Genomic DNA, 18,299 nt, shown 5'->3' on the forward strand with positions numbered 1-18,299 from the left:
TGTTCTGCCCGGTTTCGCCCAAAGCTTTCCTGCTGACAAAAACAACACCATTCGAACCAAACTCCCGCTTTCCTAATTAAATTTTAAATACATACATTTATCACCCAAAATCCCCGAGCCCAATTTAAATGCCTGCTAACACCCGAAACGCCATAACCGCCATCATAAACTTTGCCGCATCAGTCATGGTAACCGCATGGTTCATTGAACAAAAGTTTGGCTATGTGGTTACACCCGAGGCCATATTGTTATCCAACCTTGTTGCGTGCGGTAAATGGGTTGTGATGGTTATAGCGGCTATCATATTGCTCGAAACCAACAAATGGGTCTTCATCAGGCGTATGAGCTTTGCCAGCCTGGCGGGCAGCTGCGCCATGTTTTCTGTGTATGTGTTCAGGTATATACCGGTGAGCAGTTGGGAGCAGTTTACGTATGCTATAGCTTTAGCCTTGCTGGTAATGACCGTATTCTTTTTTAAGGCCGTTATAAACACCCGGCTATCACTTAAATGGTTTGCGGCATGGTTGGTTTGCCTTGTTATAAGTATGGTACTGCAAGTTAAAGTGGTGTTTAGCCTGCACCCCGGAATTGTAACAAATGAGGTGTCCCATTTTTTTGATTCCCGAAAAAAAAGTGAAATTTCCTGATAGGTTCTTTTTTTAAAAATCACAAGTGTTCCATTTTTTGAGAGCCGAAACGCGAAACAGGTATTTTCTGAAACACCTTAAAAATCAACAGTTTAACCTTTTTGGTAAAACATAGCTAAATAGTTGATTATCAACAATTAAAGCTTTTTACCGGTAAATTTAACCGCTCATTAAAGCAGCAGTTCAACCGCGTTTTTCATTTTCTATTTTTTTCATTTTTTTGCTGTTTTCTGGGGATTTTTATTTGAACCCTCCATTTTACCGGCAGGTACTGACAAAACAGCGCCACCAATATTGCAAAAACCTACAGCTAAATTTGGCCTTCACCCAACCCTCTCCTTTGGAGAGGGCTTATGAAAATTTCCCCGGGGGCAATTAAGTCAGGAGTACTAAGCCGGAGGCCATAAGTCGGGGGTCCTTCCCGTTATGCCGTAAATGTTTGGAAGATTTTTAATTCCCTCCCGGGGGGAGGGAATCGCGCAATCCCTCTTTTTTTATTTCTTCCGAACACTTCTCCACTACCCGGGCCTTATGGTTTGCCCTAAACACCAAGCATTAATTTATCAACGACATAACGCTATGATTGAAAAAAATGGACGACCACTGGTTGTGGAAATGATCCGCGCCGATGTGCGCGAGGCGGCGCGAAGAGACGCTAAAAGAGGGATCCGCCCGAGGGTTTATGACCCTGACGCTATTATTCCCGATGCTTTTATTATTCACCAGGCCAGTACATGGATGGAGATGGAACGCGAACGCCAAACGCCCCGGATGCTGTTCGGCGAGTTTTGGCTTGAGGGCGAGCTGTGCATTCTGTTTGCCGATACCAACATGGGCAAAAGTTTACTAGCCGTACAACTGGGCGACAGCATTACCCGCGGACAGGCCATTACGCCTTTTAAAATGGATGCAGAACCCTGCCCGGTCCTCTACATCGATTTTGAACTAACCGGCAAACAATTTGAACAGCGCTATACCGACGGCAGCGCCACCCACACCTTTCACGAAAATTTTTACCGCGGTGAGTTTGACCAGATGACCGGCCTGCCGCAAGATTTTAAAACTTTTGATGAATTTATTACCCACGCGCTTAGTCGCGCTATTAAACGTACCGATGCCAGGGTGCTCATTATTGATAATATTACCTGCCTGCGCAATGGTACCGAACGCAGCAGCCAGGCGCTCTCGCTCATGAAACAGCTCAAACTGCTAAAAACCCGGCATGGCCTCAGCATCCTGGTGCTGGCCCACACCCCTAAACGCAACCCTTCACTGCCCATTACCCGCAACGACCTGCAGGGCAGCAAAATGCTCATCAACTTTGCCGACAGCGCTTTCGCCATGGCCGAAAGTCAGACCCTGCCCGGCTACCGCTACCTCAAGCAGGTAAAACAACGCAGCACCGCCGAAATGTACGGCAGCCATAACGTATGCCTTGGCCGGCTGGAAAGGCAAAACGGCTTTTTACAGTTCGTATTTTCCCATACCGATAACGAGGTTAAACACCTGCGCCGCTACAGCCAGGTAGAACGGCAACGCCGGGCCGCAGATGTACTTTCGCTCCATAAACAGGGCCTAAGCCAAAGGCAGATTGCCGGGCGGTTGGAAATGAGTTTATCGGCGGTGAACAGGGTGTTGGGGGTGGCGGGGGGATAGAGTGGTTTGGGATATTGCAGCAAAGGGTATTCTCGTTAATCGATATCATTAGCAAATACTTACTATAAAACTACAATATTTTAGCAAAATCATGGTAGCGCATAGGTAATACCATTTTTAATGCCTTCCCCTAATAGGCTCTATGTGCATAAATAAAATATTAAATATTCTTTAATTTATTATTTAGTTATTATCTTACATAAAGATAATCTACTTTAATAATGAAACAACCTAAACCAGTTTTCAAAAAGCTCCTCCTCCTATGCGCCCCCGTTGCGCTTACTGCCCTCATCATCGGCAGCTGTAAGAAAGATAATCATGTGACCGCTCCGCCTGTCGCCAATCCCGCCGCCGTTACCGAAGCAAAAAACTGGTACGAAAAAGCGTACCCAACAAATGCCAAGCTTGCGACGCAAACAGCATCTGTCGGTCAAGATTGGAGCCAGGGCCTAAAACCCGATTGGAACAGCGGCGCAACGTATACACGCTTTGATGACGAGGTGCTCGAAATGCCAGTAAACGCGGCGATATCAGGCAAACTCAACATTGGGTTGAAAGAACAAACCACCGGGACGGAATACAAAGCGGCGAACAGTAAAAGCTCATTCCTCTTGATAAAGTCGCTCGGCGTCTATCAAGCCTACATTATGACTATTATCGGCGACCCGTCGTATCTCAAAGGTGATCTCACGAAACTTGATCGCAACAAATACAACAAGCGGGACAGCGCCTTCACCGGCGTAGTGCTCTATTCCACTCCAAAAGGCAAGTTTGTGAATGCATGGACATACAAAAACGGTACGATCAGCGGGCAGATATCGCCTGACAGTGCTTCGGCTACTTCAGCTTCTACCGGCAAAACCCAGACTGATGCGATAAAAGCCAACTTAACGGAGATTACAACCTGCTACACCTGGACGCAAACAAGCTCCTATAACGGGCAAAGCACGGGAAGCGTCGTGCTTGACAGCTATTGTGTCACCAGCTATTCGGGCACATGGGATTCAGGCGGTGGCGGTGGTGGCGGGTCTATTCCCGGAACTGGCGGTGGTGGAGGCGGCGGCGGAGGGACGACAACTCCTCCTTCTCCTGCACCATGCGTGCCAACAAACGCGATTGATAACGCGGGCAAGATCACTGTGAATAGTGTGACGGTGAACCAGCTACAACCACTACCGACCGATCCTCCTGGAGATGGCTTTCCTCCACCTCGAGGCACCACCCCGTGCCCAACTGTGGTAACTTCAAGTAATACTATTACTAATCAAACAACCAACTCGTGCTTGAAAAACATGGTAGACGCAACTATATTGGCTGGCGTAAGCAATCAGATAAACACGTTAATAAAATCAGTATTTCAAGGAACAGAAAAATTGAACTTGACATTTGTTGACAATGTTTCGCTTGCGTCCGGCGTTGAGGGGCATACAGAAATGAACGGCGGCTTTGATTCATACGGGAACCTCAATGTCACCATTCAATTAAATAAAAGTACGTTGCCTAATTACTCACAACAATTTGTCGCAACAGTCATTATGCACGAGGCCCTGCATGCCTATCTTGAAGCGAAGGGGGTCGATCCTAAGAATCAGCATGAGAACATAATTATTGATTACGTTAACAAAATGAGCGCGTCGCTAACAACGATGTTTCCTGGAATACCTCCTAATGATGCAAAAAACCTATCTTTAGGTGGGCTCGACCAGACAACCACCTTTCTATACACGGTGGCAAGGGATATGGGGTTACAGGGCGATTATACTTTTACTCAAATGGCCTATTCAATTGGTGCTTTAGGTACAAGATGTAAATAAATTTGATATGAAAAATTCATTAAAAAGTATTGCTGTTTTAATTTCCTTTTGTGTTGGGATAAATACCGTGAACGCACAAGACAAAATGCTGGGTGAAGGCAAATATAAACATACCCTGTCTGATAGTCTTTTAACTGAATTCTCCGGTACCGTGTACAACTCCTTTTATAATCCATCGTATATGTCTACCACAACACCGACGTTTGCCGTGTTGAAAATTGACATTGACAAGAATGGAAAGGTGGCAGACATGCGGTTCTCAGACAGTGCAGATTCTACCTTTGTTAAGGCATTCGATAACAGGAAAAAATGGCATGATGACAAGGCGACGCTTGAAAAGTATGCCAGGATAAAATCCTATAAAGACGTTTCTTTATTGATTCCGGTGAGTTATGAACCCCAATTACCTAATTCCAATAAGTATTACACGAATGGGTACCTTGAGTCTTATTTGAAGTTTAACAATAAAGACTTTACCGGAAAAGCCGTTATGTTGTCTCCAATCTTCATACCGGTGCTCACCAAAGGTAATAGGTAATGTTGTAAAAAGGCTTTGGTGAAGCCCTCGGAGATCATAATGAAGAGACATACTATGAAGCGGTTGGCGATACTACTATTCTTGGTTGTTGTTAGTTCCAATGGAGTAAAGGCGCAAGGAAAAACAAAAATATACGGAGGGGAACACTACGGCCAATTTTTGGGGTGTTTTGACTGTGACAGCCAAACACCCAATTCAATATGGAACCAGTTTTCAGACTACGGTACTGCTCATAGTCCAACGTCAATTTGGAATGAATTGGGGAAATATGGTTCTGTAAAAAGCAATTATTCGCCATATAATCCAAAGGCAAAGTATCCGCCGAAGGTTGTCGACGGGAACGGAAAACTCCTTGGATTCTTGACTGTTAATAAAGCAAATCCGAATCGATTGGAGGGGTCAATTGCTGATTTGATCTGCTTTAGGAGAGAGATGGTGTTGCAAGATGGTGTTGAGGTGTATGGAGCGCTGTTCGAAAAGGTAAATTAGGTCTATTCCATGCCTCCCCTTCGCTGGCGCACGCGTGTCGCGTGTGTCCCGCATGCTAAGTAACACGTCATGCTTGCCTATATATGTGCCTGCATGCTCGATAATCCATTATCCCTCGTCATCTGCATATCTTTATAAGCAAATTAGGTACACGCGACACGCGTGCACCAGCCATAAACATGCTTTCAACAAATCAATTAAGCGTATTAATATTTGAACCTTATTATTGTAGCTTTATACACCTAAAACACATCCATGAGTCGCAAATACAAGTTTTTGAACAAAGAAGGATTATACTTTGTAAGTTTTGCCACAGTTTATTGGATTGATGTATTTATCCGACCTATATACAATCAAATTATTATTGAAAGCCTTACCTATTGTCAAAAGAATTTAGGCATGGAACTATACTGCTGGTGTATTATGCCAAGTCATATCCATTTAATTTACAGCGCAAAGAACAACAATCCTGAAATTATATTAGGTCGGTTTAAAGAATACACGGCTAAACAACTTATAGCAACAATTACATCAAACATCCAGGAATCACGAAGAGACTGGATGTTGTGGATGTTAAACGCGCAGCTTCAAAAAGCAGTAATGTTAAACAGAATCAATTTTGGCAGCATCATAATAAGCCTATTGAACTTTGGAGTGCAGCGGTAATTGAACAAAAGGCCAATTATATCCATAATAACCCTGTGGAAGCCGGTTTTGTTACCGAACCTTCATATTGGCAATATTCAAGCGCGATAGATTATGCAGATGGCAAGGGTTTAATTGATATTGAGTTTTTATAAATAGTACATACTTGCAGTCAGGATACACGCGGCACACGTGCAGCAGCATTCGGTAGCGAAAGAAGCCCTCAACAAAAAAGGCTAATCATCTCTGATCAGCCTTTTCACATAATTACACCGTTTAGTCTATTACATTTAACATTCATTTTCCTTTGTACTGTGCGCAACAAAAAAACCGCATAATGCACTTGCGCTTAATGCCAATAATAACGTAATCATAGTGTTTAATTTTAGGTGAATAATTAATTAATACTATAATTAGTACGAATAAAACTGGCTATGGTTTTATAAAATAGTCGTTTTTTGATACCGGGGAGGCACTTTTACAATTATTATTTCTTTCAGGTTAAAAAATTAGGATATTATTAGCAATAAAGGCAAACCAGCAATAAAATCGAAATCCTTTTGTCCTATTTATTTCCCTCGCCCGGGCCGAAATAGCACTGCTTTGAGCGGCAAAGGCAATAACCGCAACAAAAAAAGGTATGAAACCGGATATTTAAGCCATCAACAAAAATCATATCTTTAAAATAATTAATTTACCTGGACTTATCTGCCTGCTATGGAACCTATTGCACCAGCCCAAACTATTAACCAGATTATTGAACAATTAGAAGCTATTATTGCCGACGCTATAAAAACCGACAGTAGGGCGGGGTATTTCGCGGCCCTGTACCACAAAGTTACCTGCAAGGTGAGGGAAGGCATCCAGAACGGTGAGTTTGAAAACCCTGCCCGCATGGAACAGCTGGACGTGATCTTCGCTAACAGGTATATTATGGCTTATCATTGCTGGCAGCAAAAACAGCCCTGCTCACAGTCGTGGGAGTTGGCTTTTAGCATTTTTGATAAACCGTCGAGACTGGTACTGCAGCACCTGCTCATTGGCATGAACGCGCATATCAACCTTGATTTGGGTGTTGCTGTTGTAGAAGTAGCCCGCAACCTTAACCAGCCGCTAACCGAGGTCCATAATGATTTTAATTCCATTAATACTATACTTTCGGCGCTTACTTACGAGGTGATCAGCGAGCTGAACCGGATCTCGCCGCTGCTGTCACTGGCGGGCCTGCATGCGCAAAATAATTCTATCCTCATCCAGTTTGCCCTTAGCAACGCCCGTGATGGTGCCTGGTGCTTTGCCGAAGACCTGTTTACCCGTACCGGGGATGCTTATCCTAAGCAGATAGCCAGCAGGGATAATGACATCAACAAGTTGGGTTTAGGCATTGTTAACCCTGTTGGGATGCTGCGTATTACCGTATGGATCATTCACCTGTTTGAAAAACGTGATCCATCCAAAATAACTGAGATTTTGAGCACTTATAAAAAGACTTATTTGAAGGTGAATTAGATGTTTAGCGCTGGGTAAACGCTGAATTGCAAGAAGGAGCGGGAAATCCTATTTGTAAATTGCGATCAGCACAAAAAACAATACCAGCATTCCTCCTCCAAAAAACTTCACATAATTGTTAAGCCATTGAGGTATATAAAAGAGATACCGATAGCTGGGAATGTGTTGCCCTGTAAATACTGCACGCAGTATCTTATAAATATATAGCGGAATATTACACAGGTATACACCAAGTAAACCAATTGTTTCGAGCGTTGAGCCTATGTGTAACACGCTTTGGAATTTAGATTATTTATAATACAATAATAATTAATATTGTGTATCGTCGGGCAGTCAATTAAATATAAAGTACATAACGTACTATATAAGCCTTCCTAACAATAAACCCCTCCCTCATCAAAATTCATTATCTTTGCCACCTGATCGGTGAAAGCAGCAGTTAATCGGTGCCTTCATCCAAAAATCGGTGAAATCATAAATGCAAACAATAACAACCTGGGAAAAAGGCTATAACAATTACGGGCCATGGCTTAAGGAAAAATACAAAGGCCATCGCGTGTTTAAAGTAATTGTTGATGGTGGTTTTACCTGCCCCAACCGGGATGGGTCGAAGGGTTACGGCGGTTGCACTTACTGTAATGTTGATTCATTTACGCCTTCTGTAAGCCGCAACGCCCCCACGGTACGCCAACAGGTTGAGGAGGGCATGGAGCGCGCCCGTAAAGGTAATAAGGCCGATAAGTTTATTATTTACTTTCAGCCCAATACTAATACCTATGCCCCGGCGCATTACCTCAAAATGCTGTACGATGAAGCCCTAAGCTACGGTACCGAAGATATTGTAGGCCTTTCGGTAGGTACCCGGCCCGATTGTATCGATGCGGAAAAAATCGCCTTATTGGAAAGCTATACCGACCGTTTTGATGTTGACCTGGAAATGGGCATGGAAAGCATTTACAATGATACCCTAAACCAGATTAACCGCGGCTGCAGCCATGAAGAGCTGGTGAAAGCCCTGAGCCTGGTCGAAAACTCGAAACTGGACATTTGTGTGCATACCATTTTCGGTTTCCCCTGGGAAACCAAAGAAATGATGCTGAAATATGCCGACGAGATCAACCGCTTTAAACAGATCAAGTTTGTAAAATTCCACCACCTTCATATTGTTGAAGGCTCGGTAATGGGCGTAAAATACAAACGCGAACCATTTCACCTGTTTGGTATTGACGAATATGCCGATTTTCTGTGCGAGCTGTTACCGCTTGTTCGCCCGGATATCGTGATCCAGCGCCTCTTCGGTCTCAGCGACCGCGAACTGCTCATCGCCCCCAACTGGGGTTTGAAAAAATCAGAGATCCAGTATTATATTGATCAAAGGATTTTGAGCCGAGGTGTGGTGCAGGGAAGTGGTCTGAACCTTGATTTATAGGATTTGAGGATTGTCAGGATTTTTTATACCGTGGTAGTTTTTCAGAAAAAACGAGGGTTTGTGCGATTCCCTCCCTTGGGAGGGTGTAGGGAGGGGTTTCACCGATAGAACCAATCGTTTAAATAGCGCATAAACCCCACCCTGCCACTACGCATGCCAATCGCACCCCTCCCAGGGGAGGGAATTAAACACCAAAATCCATCAATCCGGCAAATCTCCCCAAATCCCGGTTCTGGTTTAACGAATAAGCAAATCAATGCTCTTCTCCCTGCAACTAAAAGCTGCCACTGCAACTTAAAATATCACACTTGTTAGCTGTTACTTCCTAAACATTGGTATCCCTTTTGCAAACATTTACGTATAATTAAATTGATCTGAAAGTTAAATACGTCTATTTTGTCACAAAGAGCACAATCCAATTATATCCCGGCATTAACCGGTGTAAGGGCCATGGCGGCCTACCTGGTTTTCATTTCGCATTTTGCCTATGTGTTTGATGAGAAATTTCCCCACTCTGTGCAACGTTTCTTTAACGAGTTCCATATCGGGGTTACCATTTTCTTTGTGCTTTCGGGCTTTTTGATCGCATTTCGCTATTTTGATAGTTTTAAATTAACAAAAGCCTGGTTTCTGCAATACCTTAAAAACCGGGTGGCGCGCATCTATCCCATGTATGCCTTGCTTACCATTGGCGCGTTCATAGCTTATCATTTTACCCAAAACCAAACAGTAACAGCAGGGCAAAACCCGGTGGTTATGTTTTTCATGAATATCGTTTTTGTGCGCGGATTTTTTGACCAGTTTAAGTTTACGGGCATTGCACAGGGCTGGTCGCTCACGGTTGAAGAATGCTTTTACTTTTCGGCGCCATTTATTTTCCTTATCGCCACTAAATACAAAAAGTTTTATATCCAGCCTATTGCGGTTACCGGTTTAGGGGTTTTGCTTGTACTCATCTTTAGTCATGTAAACTGGTTCGGTTTCTTCGGCAACTTTACGTTTATGATGCTGTACACCTTTTTAGGCCGGTGCTTTGAGTTTTATGCGGGCATTCAGCTGGCGCTCATAGTACGCAAACAAAAATTGGATGGTACAAGCAAAAAGAAGTTCACTTACCTGGGCTTTTTCCTGATCTTTTTTTGCGTGTGGATCATGTCCACCTTGACCATCCCGAAAGGATATGAAGCCGGTTTGCATAATCCCTGGGGCATTGTAACCAATAACTATCTGCTGGCTACCTCGATTGCCATTTTCTTTTATGGCCTGCTCACCGAAACTACCCTCCTTAAAAAGTTTTTAGCGCACCCTTTTATTGAACTGCTGGGCAAAAGCTCCTACATATTTTACCTGATCCACTTAGGCTTTATGTACAATTTTATCCATCAGGGCATGAATAATCTTAACGATTATGTTTTTGAGCTTTATGATAAATGGGGTGTCGACTGGCATTCGCCTTTTGAGTATGATAGTTTAAACCTTTTGTACGCCTTTATCGTTTTAAATATCGTTTCCATAACGCTGTTTAAATTAATTGAAGAACCGCTTAACCATTATATCCGCAAGTCTGATTTCCTGATTAAAAACAAAGCACGCAATCCCGAAAATGAATCAGCTAAGATTAAAGCCTAATTACAACATGCTAAAAAACGCCAACAAATTACTGATTATTGCTTTCGCTTTACTGACCTGGTGTGCCGCCCTACCGGCCATGGCACAGGAAACCGAAAAAGACCCGGCGGAGACCACCAACAAAAGCGGTGGTGATGATGAAGTATCAACGGTATTAACTATCAATAATAAGGATGGTATATTCAGTTCAACAGCCTCATTCAGCTTTGAAATTAAAAACACTTATGACACTAACCAGGAAGGCAGCATATCATACAATATCACTACCGAAAATGGGCAAATTGTTAAAACCCTGTCAAAGCCGGTAAACCTGGGCAAAAAAAGCACTTCCAAATATGATTTTGAGGTACCCAACCTAAAAACAGGTTTTTACAAGGTTAACATGATGATCAATGTGAGCGATTATGACGATACCACCCGCCGCGCTTTTGGCATCAGGCCGGAGGAAATCCGGTCGCAATATGCCAGGCCGGCCGACTTTGACCAGTTTTGGCAAACCGCCAAAGATGAGCTGGCCAAAGTGAAACCCAATTACAAAATCACCGAAGTACCATCCATGAACACGGAAAACCGCAAGGTTTACGAAATAGAGATGAAATCGCTGGATAACCTTACCATCCGCGGTTACATGACGGTGCCTATCAGCAAAAATAAAAACAAGAAGTTTTCGGTATTGCTTGGCTTACCCGGTTACCAGGTAAAGCTATACCCTATAGTAGGCCTCGATCCCGACCTGGTGATCATTACCCTTAATACCCGTGGGCAAGGTACCAGCCGTGATGTGATCCATACCGAGCGCGATGCTTTTATCTCCTATCGCATTGAGGATAAAAACAAGTACGTAATGCGCGGCGTGATTATGGATTGCGTACGCGCGGTTGATTTTATTTATGCGCAGCCTAATTTAAGGCACGATCAGATCCTGGCTACCGGCGGCAGTATGGGTGGTTACTTATCCCTGGCGCTTGCCGGCCTTGATCATAGGGTTACACTTTGCTCGGCACAAAACCCTATCATGAGCGATATCCGGAACCTGGTTGGCACCGTTGAATGGCCCATTAACGACATTAAAAAATATGTTTTAAGCAAGCCCGGCGTAACGTTTAACCAGGTACTCAACAACCTTGATTATTACGACACCAAAAACTTTGTAACAACCATAAAATGTCCTACTATTTTGGGCTTAGGCCTTTTGGACCCCTATGTACCACCAGGCAATGGTTACGCGGTGTTCAATTCGATGCATGGCGATAAGCACTTAATGGTATTTAAAAACCTTGGGCACGAGGTAAGCCAGGTATATAAGGATTATGAAGGCCGTTGGATGCGCGACACCTTTGGTTTATTTTAAAACGATTAAAATCTACACACATGACCTTGAAAAATACTTTATCAAAATATTTACTTGCGGGGATAGTAATATTTGCCTTAGCCGCAGGTAAAAGTTATGCAGGAGGTTTCCCGGTAAGGCCGGGCAGGATCTCGCTGTCGCCCTCGGCAACTTACTTTTTTGCCAATAAAGCCTGGGATGCCGACAGCCATAAAGGAGCATTTGCCAATAACGGCAAGTTCAGTTCATGGAACTATTCCTTATATTCGGAAGTTGGATTAAGTCGCAGGTTTACCCTGTCGGTGCTGGCACCGTATGTGATGAATACCTTTAGTACAGATCTGGGCACCAGCAAAAGCTCAGGTTTCCAGGACCTGGAAGTGGGGATCAGGTATTACCTGGCCAATATCAATTATAAATATTATTTCAGCCTACAGGGCACAGCTATTGTACCTATGTATACCAACACCGCGCTGGGCTATAACCAAAAAGGGGCCGAACTTAAACTGGCCTTTGCAGGCAGCGGGCATTTATTCGGCAAAAACTCGTTCTTTATCCTTGAAAACGGCGTGCGCGAATATTTTGGCTATGAAAGCGTTTTTCAGGACAGGTACAACGCCACATACGGCTTAACACTTGATAAAAAGTTCCGCGAGCAGATTTCCTTAAGTGTAGGCGGCTTTTATGCCACCAGTATCAATAAAGATTTTAACGTAAACCCAAGCGCCAGTAAAAACTTTGCCTTTAACCAGGTATCGCTAAGCTACGGTCATGCATTTGCCAAAAGCCTTTCGCTGTTTTTAACCGGCGGCACCTTTGTTACCGGGCGAAATACCGGCGCGGGCACCAGCTTTTCGGCATCACTTAATTACCGGATAGATACGAAATAATAGCCTTATAAAAAGCTAAAAGCAGAAGGCATAAAGCTTAAAGCAATAGTTATCGTTATCAAAAAACTTCTTTAGATTCTGCTATGCTAAATCTGCAGAAGTTTTTTCCATTTCAAACAGGTTCAATATTTCATCCCAATTGTAAACGCGCACATGCTGGTGTTCGTGTTTATTGTGATGCGCGTTAAACATGATGGCCTTGCCGCTGCAATAGTCGAGGTTTTTACAATGGTCATCTATCATGTAATCGGTATGGATGATACTTTTATCGCCACACAGCACAATATTACGCCAGCTGATAAACGGGAAATGCTCCTGAAGCCATTCCAGCTTTTCGAATAACGACAGCGGAAATTCCGTAGCGGCCGATACAATGTATATCTCGTAATCTTCCATCAGCTTTTTAATTGCCTCAATAGCGCCCGGCATAACCGGCAGCGTACGGAAAAATCCGGGCAGGTTCAACGAAGCCTTCGTTGCAGCATCTAAGGGAAAAGCCTCGGCATGTGATAAGCCATCAATAGCTTCAAGGGTTGTAGTAATGCCATACAACTGTTCATAATATTTGATAAGCTGCGGCTCAACATCGGCAATAACACCATCCATATCAATGGCGATAGTTTTCTTGGTTTGCGTTTTCATGCAACAAAGCAAAACATTATTGCAACATTTTGCAAATAAATTATAACTTTGCATTATATTGCAAACATGGTAAGAGAAGAAAGACTCCAGATCATTTTAGATCACGTATCAAAAGATAACAAAGTTATGCTTGCCGAACTGAGCGAAAAACTCAATGTTTCGGAAGATACTGTACGCCGGGACATTAAAGTATTGGCCGATCAGAAGTTATTAACAGCAGTAAGGGGCGGCGCGGTCGCCCACTCTCCCATTCCGCACCATTACCGCGCGAGAGAAAAGCATGACATTGCCTCTAAGAAAGTCATCGCATCAAAAGTGTTGAGCTTTTTAAAAGACGGACAGGTTGTACTTTTTGACGGCGGTACATCAACCTTGGCTGTGGCTGAAAGCCTGCCGGATGATTTAAGGATCACTGTGGTTACCAACAGCTTTCCGGTAGCGAGCGCGCTTGAAGATCATCCAACGGTTGAAGTAATATTTGCAGGCGGTCGCCTTTATAAATCATCCTTTACTACCATCGGGCATGAAACCATCAATGCCTTCAGGAATATCCGGGCCGATCTTTGTATTTTCGGGATTTGCAGTGTGCACCCTGCCATTGGTATCACAACAAGGGATTATGAAGAGGCCGAGATCAAGAAAACAATGATCGAAGTATCTAAAGAAACCATCGCCTTATCCACCTTAGAAAAAATAAACAAGGCCGATTCTTATTACATAGGCCCGGTAACAGAACTGGATACCATCATTACCGATGTTTCTCCCGACAATGAAGAACTTTCGACATACAGGGAAGCAGGCATTAATATCTTTTAATATAACACTACCGCTGGCTTTCAACCCGTGGTTTAATACTTGTACTTCCCAAACATTTCCTCAATAGCCTTAGTACGATAATCAAAAATCTGTTCAACCTTGCTTTTAACGAAAACGGCATTAGCAAATCTCCCTATTGCACCATAAGGGATAGCGTAATGTAAGAGGTCGGTCATGTGCACTCCACCGTCAATTTCTTTAAAATGGTGCTGGTGATGCCATAAAGCGTATGGCCCAAAACGCTGCTCATCAACAAAATACTTTTTATCATCAACATGGGTGATCTCCGTCATCCAGTCCATTTTGATGCCCAGCAACGGTGATATTTTATAGGTAATGATCATGCCAGGATACATTTTAGTATCTGCGTTATAATCAGATGTTACCACAAAACGCATATCATTCGGAGTGATCCTGGCCAGATTTAAGGGCGAGGAAAAAAAATCCCAGGCCTCGTTAAGAGTGATGGGGATAGACTGTTCTCTTTTTAAAACGTATGTTTTCACTATGGGGTAACAAGGGTGGATGGGTAAGTGTTTTGATGGGCTCGTCCCACACGCCACCGCCCGGCTCCAGCCGGGTGGTAACTATCAAGCGGCCTCCCGACCGCCGGCATACGCAGGCCAGAGGCCTGGGGATAATTGCCACTCGGCTGGAGCCGAGCGGCGGCAGAATACGTTATCCTACCTTTCTTCCTTTCCTATCGGCAAATCCCTTCTTGACCATTCGCTCCATGAACCAACATAAAGCTTCGGGCCGCTGATGCCCGCGTAATCCATGCCCAACAGGGTATGACAGGCTGTAACACCCGATCCGCAGTGAACTATCACTTCGCTGTGCGCTACATCGCCAATGGCGGCATCGTAAGCCTTACGCAGCTCATCGGCGGGTAAATACTTACCGTCGGCGCCGAGGTTGTTGATATAAGGCAGGTTTAAAGCACCGGGGATATGGCCGGCTATCAAATCCAAAGGCTCCGTTTGGCCCAGGTAGCGTGGCGTTTCGCGTACGTCAATTACCAGTCGTGAGGGATCCTGTGCAGCTTCTCCAGCCTCCGCTATCTCAACAGTATTTGCATATTCGTGTGTTACCGGATACGGATCAACCGCAACCGGCGTATAAGCTTCTGTGCTCAATTGCACACCGGCGTCTTTAGCAGCCTGTAAGCCGCCATTCAATACCTGTACATTTTCATGACCAATTGCCCGCAGCATCCACCATAACCGCGATGCGCTAAACGCTCCCGACTTGTCGTCATAAACCACTACGTGGCTCTTAGGTGTGATGCCCCAGTTACCTAACAATACAGCAAACTCCTGTATATTAGGCAGCGGGTGCCTGCCGCCAAAGGCGGGGTCATCGGGCTTAGTGGTAAGGTGCTGATCAAGGTCGGCGTAGATGGCGTGGTTTAAATGGCCTGCCAGGTAACGCTGGTAAGAGTCCTGCCCACCGCGGGCATCAATAAGAATAGTATCCTGTGCGGCTAAAGCCGGGTCGTTGATTTCAATAAGTGGCGACATAGGTATATCTGATATGTTTTAATATCAAATATAGATACACGCTTTGGGTTTCGGCAAATTTACTGCACTATTTTGTTGGCGCAGTATGAGCTTGCAAAAGCCTCGGGCTTGGCCTTAAACACAAAACCCATGCTCAGGATGTAACCCATAGCCTCGTGCAGGGCCGCGTTACTTTTAAACATCGGGTTGGTGTTGATGTCGGCATGTACCTCAAGCTCTACATCATACAGGTCGAGCAAATCACAAAGCTTGTAAGCAATGTCGATAGACTTCTGTACTTCGCTCAGCATCCTTTCTTTAATGCTCATTTTTTGCGAAGTGCGTTCCTGGTGTATGAACATGAAAGCGCCGCGTTTTTCGCGCAGGAACACGATCACGGTTGCAAAATCTGTTACAGATCCTTTAACTTGTGAGTCAGTGCCGATGCATACTTTTAGCTTGTTGCCAAGGAGGGCTTCGCGTTCAATTGCCTTTTCAACCTCTTCCATAATGGGCGATTGGATTACTTCGCCGCTGAATTTTCTCCAGGTCATAAAAATTATTTTAGGTAAATTTTAGGCGACCTCTTTTATGGGTCTATAAAAATAAGCGATAACGTTTCATATTAACGTAAATAACATGTGATTTATTTGTTAACATTTACCTGATTATTAACAGGTTGGTTGCATTTCGAATATCGGATTTGGGATTTCGAAATTAAAGAGGAAGGAGTTTTTTTACTGGTCGAAGTTTAGCGTCAGCGTAACTTCGTCCTAAAATGTGTTAAGCTTTCAGCTTAACTATACTATCAATTTAATTTTCCGCTTCCGCAAGCAGAATGCTTGCCCTGTTTTGGGACGAAGTTACGCTGACGCTAAACTTCGACCAGTTGGGATGTTCGGAAGAGGTTCGAATTCCCTCCTTGGGGAGGGGTGCGTTGGAGAAGTGTAGTGGCAGGGAGGGGTTTATCCGCTATTTTGACGATGTAAACAAGTTTATGAAACCCCTCCCTACACCCTCCCAAGGGAGGGAATCGCTCAATCCCGCGCTTTTTATCCGCGCAAGCCAAAAATAAAAAATCCGAAATCGAAACTCCGAATTCCGAAATCAGGACAACGCAGCCTTGATCCTGTTCTCGGCTTCCAATACCAGGTCGCCAATCGGGGTTTTACCGGGCTCAATCGGTTCAAGTACCGTCCAGGTCATGGATATAAAAGTATTAAGCGGATAAAAGCCATATTGTACAACTTTCCAGCTATTTTTTATGGCGATAGGCACCAGCAATGCCTCAGGGCATTTTTTTAGCAGCATGGCAACACCTCCCGGCTGAAAAGACCGTACTACACCATCCTTAGAGCGGGTGCCTTCCGGAAAGATCACTGCCGACCAGTTATTGGCTTTCATGCGCTCACCCAAACTTATCATTTCGGTCATGGACTGGCGGGAGTCTTTCCTGTCGATATTAGCACCGCCGCCGTGTTTCAGATTGTAACTGATAGAGGGGATTCCTTTGGTAAGCTCTATTTTAGAAACAAACTTGGCGTGATACTTACGCAGGTAATAAATAAGCGGGGGGATATCGAGCAGGCTTTGATGATTGGCCACAAATATAATTGGCCTGCCCATCGGCAAATTTTGCTTATTGATAAAAGTTACCGTATCGCCAATGATATAAAAAGTGCGGAACAGGCATAAGTTCAGGATATCGACCGAACGTTTGTGCGCGGCATAGCCAAAAAAACGAAAGCAGATCCACTGGATGGGCTGAAAAATAACCAGGGCTAAAAAAAAGGCAATTATGGCAATAGGCGACAGGATATATCCTAATAACTTTTTCATCAGTAGGCGAAGTTATATTTTTTTCGGCAAAGCGGTAACTTACAAACGGTTTTCTATTAATAACAACTGTACTTTAAGCACTGCGGCCACAGTCATGGAATCAGTAATTTCGCCATCGCAAACCATACGGTAAATTTCAGCAAAAGGCACTTTTCTGATAATCAGCTGTTCGGTTTCTTCGGGTTCGGCTTCAAACTGCTCAAGGCCTCGGGCCAGGTACAATATGCTCAACTCATCGCTTACCGAATTGCTGAGGTGCAGGCGCTGGATCTCCGTCCATTGAGAGGCTTTTAACCCGGTTTCTTCAAGCAATTCACGTTTGGCCGATTCGAGCGGATCCCTACCTTCAGGGCCACCACCTTCCGGCATTTCCCAGCTGTACTGATTTAATGCGAAGCGAAATTGCCCTACAAGATAAGTATTTAGTTCAGCGTCTAAGGGTAAAACACCAATCGCCACATTTTTAAAATGTATTTTACCATAAATACCGGGGTTACCGGAAGGGTTAATAACCTGGTATTCGGTTAGGTTGATCCATGGGTTATCGTAAATGTCTTTTTGAGATGTTATTTTCCAGGGATTATCTTCAGGATGATGCATGGCCCTAAAAATAGACATCTTTTTATTAAAAAAAATGTCATTTCCTTTAGATTAGCTTCAACAAAATAATAAGGGTTATTATTATTGTTGAAGCTTTCTTTTTGCTTCTTTTTCTTTGTTAATAACCTTAGATTTTGTGGATAAAGTTAACAGCGGTAAAGGCGCATTATTGTCATTTCCAGGCTTGTAGGCCTATCGTTCGATTTACTCCTTTACCGCTTGTTTTAAACTGTGGCATCAAATAGAAATTAGAGTTTACGAGGCTCATTAGTAAGGAATTGATGTAGTTTAAAACATGTTAACTGTTTACTAACATAAACAGGGTAA

Annotated in this window: 19 protein-coding genes; 13 read left to right on the top strand and 6 right to left on the bottom strand. The window is 43.9% G+C overall.

Annotated features, from left to right (window positions below; genetic code table 11):
- Window positions 1–128: 128 nt before the first annotated feature.
- The 12 genes from ACEN82_RS19350 to ACEN82_RS19405 all read left to right on the top strand — a co-directional run bounded on the left by ACEN82_RS19350 (window position 129) and on the right by ACEN82_RS19405 (window position 12,576).
- Window positions 129–647, top strand: a complete 519-nt coding sequence (locus tag ACEN82_RS19350) for a hypothetical protein (RefSeq protein ID WP_413321434.1) — start codon at window positions 129–131, stop codon at window positions 645–647.
- A 579-nt stretch (window positions 648–1,226) separates the two neighbouring features.
- Entirely contained in the window at window positions 1,227–2,303 is a 1,077-nt protein-coding gene (locus tag ACEN82_RS19355) for an AAA family ATPase (protein WP_413321433.1), read from the top strand.
- 221 nt (window positions 2,304–2,524) lie between these two features.
- The gene (locus ACEN82_RS19360) at window positions 2,525–4,117 is read left to right on the top strand and encodes a hypothetical protein (RefSeq protein ID WP_413321432.1); all 1,593 of its coding nucleotides are present in this window, start codon (window positions 2,525–2,527) and stop codon (window positions 4,115–4,117) included.
- A gap of 7 nt (window positions 4,118–4,124) precedes the next feature.
- Entirely contained in the window at window positions 4,125–4,655 is a 531-nt protein-coding gene (locus ACEN82_RS19365) for a hypothetical protein (protein ID WP_413321431.1), read from the top strand.
- A gap of 39 nt (window positions 4,656–4,694) precedes the next feature.
- A complete protein-coding gene (locus ACEN82_RS19370) occupies window positions 4,695–5,144 on the top strand; it encodes a hypothetical protein (RefSeq protein WP_413321430.1) in 450 nt (149 codons plus the stop codon).
- A gap of 255 nt (window positions 5,145–5,399) precedes the next feature.
- Complete coding sequence (locus ACEN82_RS19375) at window positions 5,400–5,810, top strand: transposase (protein WP_413321429.1); 411 nt, start codon at window positions 5,400–5,402, stop codon at window positions 5,808–5,810.
- Entirely contained in the window at window positions 5,711–5,944 is a 234-nt protein-coding gene (locus tag ACEN82_RS19380) for a hypothetical protein (RefSeq protein ID WP_413321464.1), read from the top strand. The genes ACEN82_RS19375 and ACEN82_RS19380 overlap by 100 nt, the downstream gene beginning before the upstream one ends.
- Window positions 5,945–6,506: 562 nt before the next feature.
- A complete protein-coding gene (locus ACEN82_RS19385; RefSeq protein WP_413321428.1) occupies window positions 6,507–7,298 on the top strand; it encodes a DUF5995 family protein in 792 nt (263 codons plus the stop codon).
- Between the two features lie 478 nt (window positions 7,299–7,776).
- Window positions 7,777–8,727 carry a tRNA modification radical SAM protein MnmL/YtqA gene (gene mnmL, locus ACEN82_RS19390; protein WP_413321427.1) on the top strand — a complete coding sequence of 317 codons (951 nt, stop codon included), beginning with the start codon at window positions 7,777–7,779 and terminating at the stop codon, window positions 8,725–8,727.
- 396 nt (window positions 8,728–9,123) lie between these two features.
- Window positions 9,124–10,356: an acyltransferase family protein gene (locus ACEN82_RS19395; RefSeq protein ID WP_413321426.1), complete on the top strand. Its 1,233-nt coding sequence runs from the start codon at window positions 9,124–9,126 to the stop codon at window positions 10,354–10,356.
- Window positions 10,331–11,707 carry an acetylxylan esterase gene (locus tag ACEN82_RS19400; protein ID WP_495644000.1) on the top strand — a complete coding sequence of 459 codons (1,377 nt, stop codon included), beginning with the start codon at window positions 10,331–10,333 and terminating at the stop codon, window positions 11,705–11,707. The genes ACEN82_RS19395 and ACEN82_RS19400 overlap by 26 nt, the downstream gene beginning before the upstream one ends.
- Before the next feature lie 20 nt (window positions 11,708–11,727).
- Window positions 11,728–12,576 carry a hypothetical protein gene (locus ACEN82_RS19405; protein WP_413321424.1) on the top strand — a complete coding sequence of 283 codons (849 nt, stop codon included), beginning with the start codon at window positions 11,728–11,730 and terminating at the stop codon, window positions 12,574–12,576.
- Window positions 12,577–12,657: 81 nt separating this feature from the next.
- On the opposite strand, the gene ACEN82_RS19410 is transcribed toward ACEN82_RS19405, so the two are convergent.
- On the bottom strand, window positions 12,658–13,218 hold the full coding sequence (locus ACEN82_RS19410) for a 5' nucleotidase, NT5C type (RefSeq protein ID WP_413321423.1): 561 nt from the start codon (window positions 13,216–13,218) through the stop codon (window positions 12,658–12,660).
- Window positions 13,219–13,284: 66 nt separating this feature from the next.
- Between ACEN82_RS19410 and ACEN82_RS19415 the strand changes: the two genes are divergently transcribed.
- Window positions 13,285–14,034 carry a DeoR/GlpR family DNA-binding transcription regulator gene (locus ACEN82_RS19415; RefSeq protein ID WP_413321422.1) on the top strand — a complete coding sequence of 250 codons (750 nt, stop codon included), beginning with the start codon at window positions 13,285–13,287 and terminating at the stop codon, window positions 14,032–14,034.
- Window positions 14,035–14,066: 32 nt separating this feature from the next.
- Here ACEN82_RS19415 and ACEN82_RS19420 read toward each other — a convergent pair whose 3' ends face one another.
- The 5 genes from ACEN82_RS19420 to ACEN82_RS19440 all read right to left on the bottom strand — a co-directional run bounded on the left by ACEN82_RS19420 (window position 14,067) and on the right by ACEN82_RS19440 (window position 17,990).
- Window positions 14,067–14,540, bottom strand: coding sequence for an SRPBCC family protein (locus ACEN82_RS19420; protein WP_413321421.1), 474 nt, complete (start codon window positions 14,538–14,540; stop codon window positions 14,067–14,069).
- Window positions 14,541–14,717: 177 nt separating this feature from the next.
- Window positions 14,718–15,554 carry a sulfurtransferase gene (locus ACEN82_RS19425; protein WP_413321420.1) on the bottom strand — a complete coding sequence of 279 codons (837 nt, stop codon included), beginning with the start codon at window positions 15,552–15,554 and terminating at the stop codon, window positions 14,718–14,720.
- A gap of 59 nt (window positions 15,555–15,613) precedes the next feature.
- Window positions 15,614–16,087, bottom strand: a complete 474-nt coding sequence (locus tag ACEN82_RS19430; RefSeq protein ID WP_090533971.1) for a ribonuclease H-like YkuK family protein — start codon at window positions 16,085–16,087, stop codon at window positions 15,614–15,616.
- A gap of 553 nt (window positions 16,088–16,640) precedes the next feature.
- Window positions 16,641–17,372 carry a lysophospholipid acyltransferase family protein gene (locus ACEN82_RS19435; protein ID WP_413321419.1) on the bottom strand — a complete coding sequence of 244 codons (732 nt, stop codon included), beginning with the start codon at window positions 17,370–17,372 and terminating at the stop codon, window positions 16,641–16,643.
- A gap of 39 nt (window positions 17,373–17,411) precedes the next feature.
- On the bottom strand, window positions 17,412–17,990 hold the full coding sequence (locus tag ACEN82_RS19440) for an NUDIX domain-containing protein (RefSeq protein ID WP_413321418.1): 579 nt from the start codon (window positions 17,988–17,990) through the stop codon (window positions 17,412–17,414).
- Between the last annotated feature and the right edge of the window lie 309 nt (window positions 17,991–18,299).

It is taken from the genome of Mucilaginibacter sp. Mucisp73, from assembly GCF_059491465.1.

Coding starts and splice junctions, on each gene's coding strand:
- ACEN82_RS19365 (WP_413321431.1), top strand. CDS start 4,125: ATGAAAAATTCATTAAAAAGTATTGCTGTTTTAATTTCCTTTTGTGTT.
- ACEN82_RS19410 (WP_413321423.1), bottom strand. CDS start 13,218: ATGAAAACGCAAACCAAGAAAACTATCGCCATTGATATGGATGGTGTT.
- ACEN82_RS19430 (WP_090533971.1), bottom strand. CDS start 16,087: ATGACCTGGAGAAAATTCAGCGGCGAAGTAATCCAATCGCCCATTATG.
- ACEN82_RS19415 (WP_413321422.1), top strand. CDS start 13,285: ATGGTAAGAGAAGAAAGACTCCAGATCATTTTAGATCACGTATCAAAA.
- ACEN82_RS19400 (WP_495644000.1), top strand. CDS start 10,331: ATGAATCAGCTAAGATTAAAGCCTAATTACAACATGCTAAAAAACGCC.
- ACEN82_RS19355 (WP_413321433.1), top strand. CDS start 1,227: ATGATTGAAAAAAATGGACGACCACTGGTTGTGGAAATGATCCGCGCC.
- ACEN82_RS19385 (WP_413321428.1), top strand. CDS start 6,507: ATGGAACCTATTGCACCAGCCCAAACTATTAACCAGATTATTGAACAA.
- mnmL (WP_413321427.1), top strand. CDS start 7,777: ATGCAAACAATAACAACCTGGGAAAAAGGCTATAACAATTACGGGCCA.
- ACEN82_RS19370 (WP_413321430.1), top strand. CDS start 4,695: ATGAAGAGACATACTATGAAGCGGTTGGCGATACTACTATTCTTGGTT.
- ACEN82_RS19350 (WP_413321434.1), top strand. CDS start 129: ATGCCTGCTAACACCCGAAACGCCATAACCGCCATCATAAACTTTGCC.
- ACEN82_RS19360 (WP_413321432.1), top strand. CDS start 2,525: ATGAAACAACCTAAACCAGTTTTCAAAAAGCTCCTCCTCCTATGCGCC.
- ACEN82_RS19375 (WP_413321429.1), top strand. CDS start 5,400: ATGAGTCGCAAATACAAGTTTTTGAACAAAGAAGGATTATACTTTGTA.
- ACEN82_RS19435 (WP_413321419.1), bottom strand. CDS start 17,372: ATGAAAAAGTTATTAGGATATATCCTGTCGCCTATTGCCATAATTGCC.
- ACEN82_RS19405 (WP_413321424.1), top strand. CDS start 11,728: ATGACCTTGAAAAATACTTTATCAAAATATTTACTTGCGGGGATAGTA.
- ACEN82_RS19440 (WP_413321418.1), bottom strand. CDS start 17,990: ATGTCTATTTTTAGGGCCATGCATCATCCTGAAGATAATCCCTGGAAA.
- ACEN82_RS19425 (WP_413321420.1), bottom strand. CDS start 15,554: ATGTCGCCACTTATTGAAATCAACGACCCGGCTTTAGCCGCACAGGAT.